Below are 9,864 nucleotides of genomic sequence, written 5' to 3' on the forward strand. Positions count from 1 at the left end.
CGCAGTGGCTTGACCTCTGGAGCGCTGATACCCAAAGCCGGCAGCTTTTGCGGCGCGGCGTGCAGGCTGAAGCTGGCGTCCTGGCCGAGCAGGCTTTCGGCGGCCAGGTCACGTTCGCTGCTGGTGAATTCCACACGATAGTGGAACGGTTGGCTCAGGTGTTCCTGGCCCTCGAAGGCGAGCACATCAAGGCGGGGCTCGACATCGCGCACCTTTAGGGTATGCCGGCTGTGGTCGAAGACATTTTGCATGCTCACACCTCCATGGAGACGGACTGGGCCGTGTCTTGAACGTCGGTAAAGTGCAGGCAGATGCCGTCATCGTCGCTGTAGCTGAGGCTCACGCCCTGGGTCCGTTGCTGCGCCGCACGGCGCTCCAGCAGTTGTTGGCTCAACACGGGTAGGATCTGCTCGTTGAGCAAGCTGTCGATGTTGCGTGCGCCTGAGTCCGGCAGCAGGCAAGCGGCAACCAGAGCGTCGCTCAGCGCGTCGTCTATCTCGCAGTCCAGGCCGTAATGCCGTTGTAGGCGCTTGGCGACCTGGCCCAACTTGATGGCCACAATGCGCTTGAGTGCATCAGCCTGCAGCGGGCGATAGATCAGGGTCTGAAAGCGTGCCAACAAGGCAGGCTGGAAGTGCTCGCGCAGGATCGGTCGTAGCAGTTCGTGCAGCACGCTGTCCGGTGCCTCAGGTTGTTCCTGCAAACAGGTTTGCAGCAAGTCGCTGCCGAGGTTGGAGGTCATGAGAATCACAGTGTTGCGAAAGTCGATCTCGCGCCCTTCTCCATCGCGCATAAAGCCGCGATCAAAGACCTGGTAAAACAGATTGAGCACGTCGCGGTGGGCCTTTTCCACCTCGTCGAGCAACACGACACTGTAGGGTCGTTGGCGCACGGCTTCAGTGAGCACACCGCCCTGGCCGTAACCGACATAACCGGGCGGCGAGCCTTTGAGTTGGCTGACCGTGTGGGCTTCCTGGTACTCGGAAAAGTTGAGCGTGATCAGTGACTTTTCGCCACCGAACAAGCTGTCGGCCAGCGCCATGGCTGTTTCGGTTTTACCTACTCCACTGGTGCCAACCAGCAGAAAAACGCCCAGCGGCGACTGGTCATTGGTCAGCCCGGTTTTGGCTGCACGCAGGCGCTGCGCCATCGCGCACAATGCTGGCGCCTGCCCGATCACGCGCGCTCCCAATTGCTCCTCAAGCAATAGCAAATTGGCTTGTTCGTTTTTGAGCAAACCGCCCAGTGGCACGCCCGTCCAATCGGCGATGACTTCTGCCACGCTACGTGCGTCGACATCCAGCGACAGCAGGGGATGATTGCCCTGAATATCACTCAACTGCCGTTGTAACTGCGCACAGGTATCGCGCTGGGGCGGCAGTGCTTGACGCGCATCAATCAGTTGCTGGGTCAGGTCACGCTCTTGGCGATATTGCTGTTCCAATTCGAGGTACTGGCGTTGCAATTCGGCGTGTTGTGCAGCGATCGCCGCCAGACGTTCATCCGTGCCTTGGCCGCCAAGTCGCTGATCCTGTTCCAGGGCTTGCGCTTCCAACTCCAGAGCCACTTGCCGGGCACCCAGGCGGATCAACGCCTGCGGTTCACAATCCAGGCTCATGCGCACGCGCGCGCTGGCGGTGTCCAGCAGGTCAACCGCTTTGTCCGGCAGTTGACGGCCGGTCAGGTAGCGCCGCGACAGACTGACCGCGGCCTGCACCGCCGCATCCTGGATATGCACGCCATGGTGATTGGCATATCGGGCCTTGAGGCCGCGCAACATCAGGTTGGCGCTGGCATCATCCGGCTCATCGACCTTGACCCTCTGAAAACGCCTTTCCAACGCCGCATCGCGCTCGAAATACTGCTTGTATTCGCTCCAGGTGGTGGCGGCGATGGTGCGCAGTTCACCACGGGCCAGCGCAGGCTTGAGCAGATTGGCCGCGTCGGCGCCACCCGCCTGGTTGCCGGCACCAATCAAGGTGTGCGCCTCATCGATAAACAACAACACCGGTTTTTCCGATTGCTGCACGGCATCGATCACGTTCTTAAGACGTTGCTCGAATTCGCCTTTGACCCCGGCACCGGCTTGCAACAAGCCCAGGTCAAGGCTGCGTACACTGACCGACTTGAGGCTGTCCGGCACCTTGCCTTGAGCAATGTTCAACGCAAGGCCTTCGACCAGTGCTGTTTTGCCCACACCTGGCTCGCCTACCAGAATCGGATTGTTCTTGCGCCGACGACTGAGGATGTCGATCACCTGGCGGATTTCATCGTCACGGCCAAACACAGGGTCGATCTTGCCTTGCGCCGCCCTGGCAGTCAGGTCCTGAGTGAACCTGTCCAGCACCGCCTGCAACGCATCCTCTTTTTTTGTGGTGCTGGGCGGGAGCAGGGCCAGTTCATCTGAATCGGTTGTGGGACTGTCCGATGCGGCTGACGCCTGCACCTCAGGGCGCTCCTCGGACGTCTGATCCAACAACACCACCAAACGCTGCACCTGCGCCTCACTGAGACTGAGCAATGGCCACGCCGCCTCGCATGTAAGCAGACTCGGCGTTTCCATCAACGCACTCAGCAGGTGTACAGAGCGCAGGCTATCGTTGTTGTCGTCCAATGACGCACGCAGCCAGGCATTTTTGATCAGTTGCTGCAACGGCTCCGACAGCTGTGGCTTGCTCTGCACACTGCGTGGCTGCCGATCGATGTGCTCCAACAATCCGTACCACAGCGTCTCAAGATTCCACTCGTAACGGCGTGCGATCACGGTCAAATCCCCCTCCCCCTGCCCCAACAACTTGAGCAGCCAGTGTTCGATGGTGATCTGCGCGTGCGCGCGGTTTTGGCACAGCGAAGCCGCCGCACTCAACGCCTGAGCGCAGTAAGGGTTGAGGCGGCGGAGCAAGCGGGTGGAATTCTGTGCCATACGGTTACATCCTTGTTCGGAGATCTGGGTATGTCGTCGATAGAGCCGGCCGTGCATTTGAAACTTGATGTGTTTGGCTGAACGCCCGCGGACGGGCGCTAAACCCAGCACACCAGGAGCCAGCAGGCGAAAGCACGCCTGCTGCTCCATGCGCATCACGCGCTTTGGCGTTCATTCCACGAATCGGAGTGGATGATGTTGCCGTCCTTGTAGGTCCAGGTGACCTTCTCGTAGCGCAGCTCCACCAGTTCCAAGTGGTTGTGTTTCTCTTTGCTTGGGTCTTTGACGTCGTGCATTTTCGGCGCGACTTTCACCACCTTGACGTCTTCCAGCTTGGTGATGAAGTACTCGACTTCCTGCCCGGCATCATCAATGCGGTACCACTTGAACTCGGCACTCTTGAGGGTTTGTCCGGTGGTCACTGCCTTGTAAAGGTAAGGGCTGGACGCATCGATTTCCTTGGAGAACAGAAACGGGGTGTGTACGCGTGTACCGGTCAATTTGCCGGTGTTGTTATCGGTGGGGATGTACAGGCTGTGGTCTTGAGCCACCACCTCGATACTGCCCTCGCGCTTTTGCACGTTCACAGAACCTTTGATCTTTGCGCCGCCGTCGTCTTCCAGCCAGAGGTAAACGGGAATAGCCATGTGAAGCTCCTTTTCTCGGAAATTTAACTGTCGCGGGATACGACAGGGGGTTGTCTGTCCGGCCCTGCCGCAGGAAGCGCGCACGCACCCGCCTCAGGTACCAAACGGATATCAACGCGGCGATTGGCAGAGCGCCCCGCCTCGGTGTCATTACTGGCGATCGGTTGGCTGGCGCCGAATCCCTGCACCGCAAAACAGCTGTCGGGAATCCCGCCCATCTGCTGCATCCAGGCATGTACGGCAGCGGCACGGGCGTGGGACAGCTGAAGGTTTTTCTGGGTGTCTCCGGTGGAATCGGTGTGCCCCGCAATCACAATCAGCCAGCCTGGCTGGGCCTTGATGTCGACCAACGCATTGACCAGGACTTTGGTTGAGTTCGGCTTGAGCTGGGCGCTGCCGGTGGCGAACAGCGACAGACTGTCCAAGCGCACCGGGCTGGCGATCTGCAGAGGGAGTTTGGTGGGTGCAGGTTCAACATGCGCTGCCAGAACCGCCTGCAGCGGCGCACGCAACCGCTCACCGCGATAAAGGCCCAGGCCATACGCCAGTGGCACACCGTGCCGGTAGTAAGCGTCCAGGCGCTGGGCATCCTGACGAAGCACGGTCACAGCCTCTTCGCGCCATAGGAATTCACGTTGTTCACGCTGGGTCGGCTGGGGAATGGCCGCATAACGTCGCAGATCGTCACTGACCTGGCGCACCAACAAGGTGTTCTGCCACGCCGAACTGGCGAGTGCGCCGACACCTGCAACAGTGAATAACCACAGCGCAACGATGCTTGCGCGCCGTATCGGAGAACGCAATGGACCGAGCGGGAGCAGGCTGAGCAAAGGGTCTGGGAACGGCAAGACTGCATCCGTCACCACCGGCCTGTTGTCGATCAATGCCACTTTGTTGCACAACCACTGCTGCCATAGGTTGCTCTTCACCGCATGGGGCAACGCCGGCACCCATTTGACCGCACAGACCGCCGCCAAATCCGAAGAGTGGCGAGTGGCGAAGTGAGGCAGCACGGCGTCATGCAGCCAGGCCACAACGCTGTTCAGCTGTACGCTCGCCGGCATCCGCGCGGCTTGGGCAGACTGCTGCCACTGGGTCAGACTGACGCAAGCGCCGGCGTCATGTACCCGAACATCAGCCTGGCCGTTGTCCCAACTGAACCAAGGGTCCTCACCCAATGAAGTTTGCAGGTAGCTCACCAGCAACAGCGGCAATGGGATGCCACGCTTACGCACTAGAGACGCTTGATGGCTGAAGGCACGAATGTGGCCTGCAAGCACAGCGCCGTCGCTGTGCGCACCGGGACTGACGGTGAACATCACGCTGAGTTGCGCCCCCCAGCCAGGACGCGAAGCCAGGATGGCATCAGCGACTGCCGGCAGTCGCTCCAGATTCGGAACTCGGACATAACAACCGTGTTCAATGACCCGCAACGTCAACGGTTCGACGGGAACCGAGCCGAATAGCCCATCCAGGCCATCACCACACACCAGCACGATAGGATGACGAAATGCGAGCGCAGGCAAAACATTCTTATCGACCCACTTTATCCGGTCCAGTTGTCGGGCTGCACGGCGCCCCAACAACACCCAGGCCCATACAACGCAGCCCACCGCCACCAACATGCCGAGGACTCGCACCCCCATGCCAAGCGGAATGATGACCAGCAACGCGAGGGCCAGAGCCCCCGCCCACAGGTAAAGGATTCGATATAGGCGCAGGCTCATCTCGCCCTCACGCCTGAGCAGGCAAGAGCGAGGCAAGCGCGCCGCTCAACAGATGATCCAGCCCCCACCACGTAGCCGCAAGCAACAGGCCCGCAATTACCACATGGATCAGCGGTGAACGCAGCCAGGTCGTGCCTGCAACCCAATCTCCCCTGCCTGGCTGGGTAACCAAGCTCTGACGGATACTCAAGGGCGTGATTTGTGCACTGAGGGCCACCAGCAACTGCTCACGTTCGGGGTCACCCAAATCACGGTAGCGTCCACGAAAGCCCAGCATCAGTACTCGTTGGAACGCCGTCAGTACCTGCCGGTTGGGCGCAGGTTCGCGCAAGACTTCGCGCATCTCTTCATACAGAGACTCGCCCGCCTGATGGCGATTGAAGAACTTGGTCTGCAACGGTTGGCTGGCCCAGCCAGCATGCGCATCACCCTCGGCGCAGGTGAGTACTGTTTCGTCGAGCAAGGCACATTGGGCATGGCTGATGTGGTCGATATTGCGCTGGATCAGGCCTGCCAGTTTCAACTGCTGCCGAACGTACTCGACCTGATCCACGCACAGTTGCCACAGGGCCCGGCCCTGCAACACCGAAGCCCCTTGGCGCAGCTCCACCACCAACAGGCAGGTGTCTTGCAACAACTCATCGATATCGACCGCGAATGCGGCGTGTTCCTGGGCGGCTGTCATATTCATGAGCGCAGCACCGCGAACAGTTCAAGTTGCACATCGGCCACGGTGCGCGGCACATAAAAAGCACAGACGCCTTCATCCAGCATGGACTGGCCCTTGGCATGGCCGAGGTCCAGCGCGAAGTACTGGTTCTCCAGACGTAACGGAATAGCCGCCGGCACATGGCTAAGCGATTGCAGCGGCACCCCGTCAAGCGCGGAGTTGACCAGGTAATCAACCTCGTCAGGCGTCCCGATCTTGCACAGGCGCGGAAATTGTTCCTGCAACTGTGCCGCCGGCAGCCGGCAGCGCACCGATAGATAGAAGTCGGCACCGTCATGCTCGCGCAGGCGCGGGTCATTCAGCGTGACCTGCCAGCGATTGGCCCCCTGCTCCTCCAGCACCAATGCGATCACCCGCGATGGCAGGCTGGCTTCCAACAACAGCGAGATGGTGTGCATGAGCGGTGGGAACACGGCTTCAAGATGCTCGTGCTGATAGGTCGGAATTTTGTCGATGTCGTGTTCCAGCGAAAACGTCAGCAGACTGCCGGCCAGCTTGATCAACTGCTGGTAGATCTGCTCAGGATGCCGCGCCGGGAAGTCCAGAAGATCTGCCAAGACCGGCTGATAGGTATTCAAGGCGTTCAGCAACCAGAACAGCGACACATCGGCCACGGCAAAATCGGCCATGCGCTGATTGCTTTCGCGGCGCATGCCCATCAGTCGTTGCCGTTTGGCCGATAGCTGCGTCAGCAGGTTGTCCAACTGGTTCAACAACCCCGCATGGGCTGCGAAACTCAGCAGCGGCGGGACATAGCCGGGATCAACGCTCCAAACCCCTTGCGCATCGCGTACCAGACGTGCGATCGGACATGTCAGGTAATCGGCATTGTCGTCGCTGTGCAGGCGCAGGCTGAGCGCGTATTCAAGCACACCGATCGGCTGTATCTCGTCAGCATAAATATCCTGTACTTCGCGCCATGCCTGGCGATAGCGCATCGGTCGATCAGCCCGCCCACCTTCGAACAGGCAGTTGTTACCGTTGGCCTGCTCCAGCGGCAAGGCCAAGTGCACGATCGCGTCCTGACCTGCATCGGCCAGCAATTGCGACAGCTCCAAAGCGGGAGGCAGCCGGTCCACCTGCTCCGTGTCAATCCAGGCACCATCGGGCATGCGCACACACAGTTGAGTCGCCTTGAGTTTGCCCAGTCGCAAGGCGTCAAGGTCAAACGCCGCAGCCTGGACACCCCAGGGGTGTACCAGACACAGATGAGCCAGCTGTTGGTTAGCCCAAGCCTCCCAGCGCGCCTGCTGCTGGAATTGCTGTGGCGACAGCAACGCCCCGGCAGCCCATAGTGGGCGATCGATCTTCATGGCATCGTTTCCCTACGACTGAATCAGGCTTTGGCCTTGGGCATCTGCGAAACCAGCGACAGGTTCACGTCCATGCCCTCGACCTGGAAGTGCGGCACGGCGTACAACTTGACGCGGAAGAAACCAGGGTTGTCCTCGATGTCTTCCACCGTGACCTTCGCATCACGCAGCGGGTGTGAGGCTTGCAGGTCGTCGCCCGGGTCAGTCATCTCGGTGACCAGGCCGCCGATCCATTTGTTCAGTTCAAGCTCAAGCAGTCGGCGGTCCTTGGTGGTGCCGATGTTTTCGCGCTGGATCAGCTTCAGGTAATGAGCGATACGTGAAAGCAAAAAGATGTAAGGCAGGCGGGCGTTGATTCGACTGTTGGCGGTGGCGTCGGCGGTGTCATACAGCGCCGGTTTCTGCGCAGAATTGGCTGAGAAGAAGCACGCATAGTCGCGGTTCTTGTAGTACGAGAGCGGTATGAAACCGAGGTTGGCGAATTCAAATTCGCGCGTCTCCGGGATCATCACTTCGGAAGGGATCTTGACCTGATTGCCAGTGCCCAAGTCGTACAGGTGGATCGGCAACTCCGTGACTGCGCCACCCGATTGCGGACCACGGATCTGCACGCACCAGCCGTTGGTGATGAAGCTCTTGACCATATTGGCGGCAAAGGCAAACGACGCATTGGTCCACAAATACTTGCCGTGATCCGGCCCTTTTACGCTTTCAATGTAGTTGAAACTGCGCACAGGAATGGTGTCCGGCCCATAGGGCAGGCGACCCAGAACGCGTGGTATGGTCAGACCGATGTAACGTGCATCATCGCTGTCGCGGAAGGCTTTCCATTTGATGTATTCGGCGCGGTCGAAGTAGTTACCGATGTCTTTGATCGCAGCCACTTCTTCCATGGAGTCTTTGCCAAAGAAAGCCGGGCCTACGGAACCCACAAACGGCATATGCGCAGCGGCAGCGACTTTGGAAATGTTACGCAGCAGGGCTATATCCTGAGGACTGCGATTGAATTCGTAGTTGGAGATGGCAGCTGCAATCGGCTCGCCACCCGGCGTGTCGTATTCCTGGGTATAGGTATGCAGGTATAGGCCACTCTGGGCGATTTCCGGCGCATCCTCAAAGTCCTGAACCAGATGATCCTTACTGATATCCAGCAGTTCTATACGAACATTCTGACGGAAGTCAGTCTGGTCGATCAGCGATTTCACACCGCGCCAGGTGGACTCGACGCGCTGAAAGTCCGGGTGGTGCATAACCGCATCAAGTTGGCGACTGATCTGCATATCCAACGAAGCGATATGTTCGTCCAGCAGAACCTTATCCAAACGCTCGACTTTTTGCGGCGACTGTTTGAGTAACTTCAGAAAAACACTGACTGCAGCTGTTACCCGCTCATCAGCAGACACCTCAGACAAGGCTTCAGAATTTTGGAAAACCTCGATCCCACCCAGTTCAGTCACCGGACTCAGATTGATCTTGTTAAACAGAGTGCTATACACACCACCGCTATCTTCCGACAACACTGTGGCGTCGCGCGATTGCACGTTCGAATGCTCTAAAGACATGATTAAACTTCCCTTTAATTCAACCGATATCGATTAATGCTCGCCTTTTGGCGCCAAGGCAGCCAATTCAGCGCGTAACTCATCACTCAAGGCGTCATCCTTGAGGATGCGCTCCAGTTCATGGCGGAAGGTCACGTTATCCAGCAGGTTCGATTTGAGATCACGCAACAGATTGCGCATGGCCAACAAGGCGCGCAGTTGCGGAATCTGCCGCGCCACCTGTTCGGGCTCAAAGTCCTTCATGCTCTGGAAACTCAGTTCAACTGAGGTATCAGACGCGTCATCGGCCAGGGTGTTATTGACCGCAAGCTTCAGGCTAGGCGAGAAATCGCCAAGAACGCTATTGAAGTTGTTTTTATTGATGTCAACCTTGCCTCGCTCAGAAACTGGGCGTTGCTCGCGGCCATTGCTGTAGTCGCCCATGATCATCAGCTTAAGCGGTAACTCGACTTTTTTCTGTGCGCCGCCGGTATGCAGGTCGAGCTTGATGTTGACTCGCGCCTTGGGCACTTCGTTTTGAAAACTGTTTGAAGCCATGGATTATCTCCTCCCGACACATCCTCTGCATCAAATGCACTTGCACGACACAACAAGTGCGCATTCATTTCCAAAACACAATGAACTATTTCAGATATTCCTTACTAGCCTCTACATTGCAATGGGGAGATTTCATCGCAACATTGGAGAGTTTTCCCACAAACAACCAGATAGACCTGATTATCCGAATCACTCTTTTAAATTTTAAATCTTACTCTTACACCATCACACGAATTCGCCGACAAACTTTTCCGACACACAAAAAGTTTAACCAAAAAGGAAATCTATTTATGCAATAAACACTTCACAACAAACACTTTAAAAGCAGAAAAGGCAACTCCACCCTAATGGAGTCACTTTTTATAACTTAACTATCTGTTTGAGTGCAAACCAGGCGAACATAATGGGCTCTTCGCATTTAAGGG

At 57.8% G+C, this 9,864-nt stretch carries 7 protein-coding genes and 1 pseudogene; all 8 read right to left on the reverse strand.

Going from position 1 to position 9,864, the window contains the following annotated elements; genetic code table 11:
• A pseudogene (locus HX812_RS30260) lies at window positions 1–251 on the reverse strand (type VI secretion system tip protein VgrG); the annotation flags it as partial.
• Between the two features lie 2 nt (window positions 252–253).
• Window positions 254–2,923 carry a type VI secretion system ATPase TssH gene (gene tssH / locus HX812_RS30265; RefSeq protein ID WP_038848393.1) on the reverse strand — a complete coding sequence of 890 codons (2,670 nt, stop codon included), beginning with the start codon at window positions 2,921–2,923 and terminating at the stop codon, window positions 254–256.
• 155 nt (window positions 2,924–3,078) lie between these two features.
• Entirely contained in the window at window positions 3,079–3,570 is a 492-nt protein-coding gene (locus HX812_RS30270) for an Hcp family type VI secretion system effector (RefSeq protein ID WP_038848394.1), read from the reverse strand.
• 23 nt (window positions 3,571–3,593) lie between these two features.
• On the reverse strand, window positions 3,594–5,297 hold the full coding sequence (locus tag HX812_RS30275; RefSeq protein WP_038848395.1) for an OmpA family protein: 1,704 nt from the start codon (window positions 5,295–5,297) through the stop codon (window positions 3,594–3,596).
• 7 nt (window positions 5,298–5,304) lie between these two features.
• Entirely contained in the window at window positions 5,305–5,988 is a 684-nt protein-coding gene (gene tssL, locus HX812_RS30280) for a type VI secretion system protein TssL, short form (RefSeq protein ID WP_038848397.1), read from the reverse strand.
• Window positions 5,985–7,340 (reverse strand): type VI secretion system baseplate subunit TssK, encoded by a 1,356-nt coding sequence (gene tssK, locus HX812_RS30285; RefSeq protein ID WP_038848400.1) that lies wholly within the window; start codon window positions 7,338–7,340, stop codon window positions 5,985–5,987. Before tssK ends, tssL begins: the two co-directional genes overlap by 4 nt.
• A gap of 23 nt (window positions 7,341–7,363) precedes the next feature.
• The gene (gene tssC / locus HX812_RS30290) at window positions 7,364–8,902 is read right to left on the reverse strand and encodes a type VI secretion system contractile sheath large subunit (RefSeq protein ID WP_038848404.1); all 1,539 of its coding nucleotides are present in this window, start codon (window positions 8,900–8,902) and stop codon (window positions 7,364–7,366) included.
• 33 nt (window positions 8,903–8,935) lie between these two features.
• Window positions 8,936–9,439, reverse strand: a complete 504-nt coding sequence (tssB, locus tag HX812_RS30295; protein WP_038848406.1) for a type VI secretion system contractile sheath small subunit — start codon at window positions 9,437–9,439, stop codon at window positions 8,936–8,938.
• Window positions 9,440–9,864: the final 425 nt, after the last annotated feature.

This window comes from Pseudomonas sp. IPO3749 (assembly GCF_013386605.1).
In the GTDB taxonomy this organism is placed as follows: Bacteria; Pseudomonadota; Gammaproteobacteria; order Pseudomonadales; family Pseudomonadaceae; genus Aquipseudomonas; species Aquipseudomonas azotoformans_A.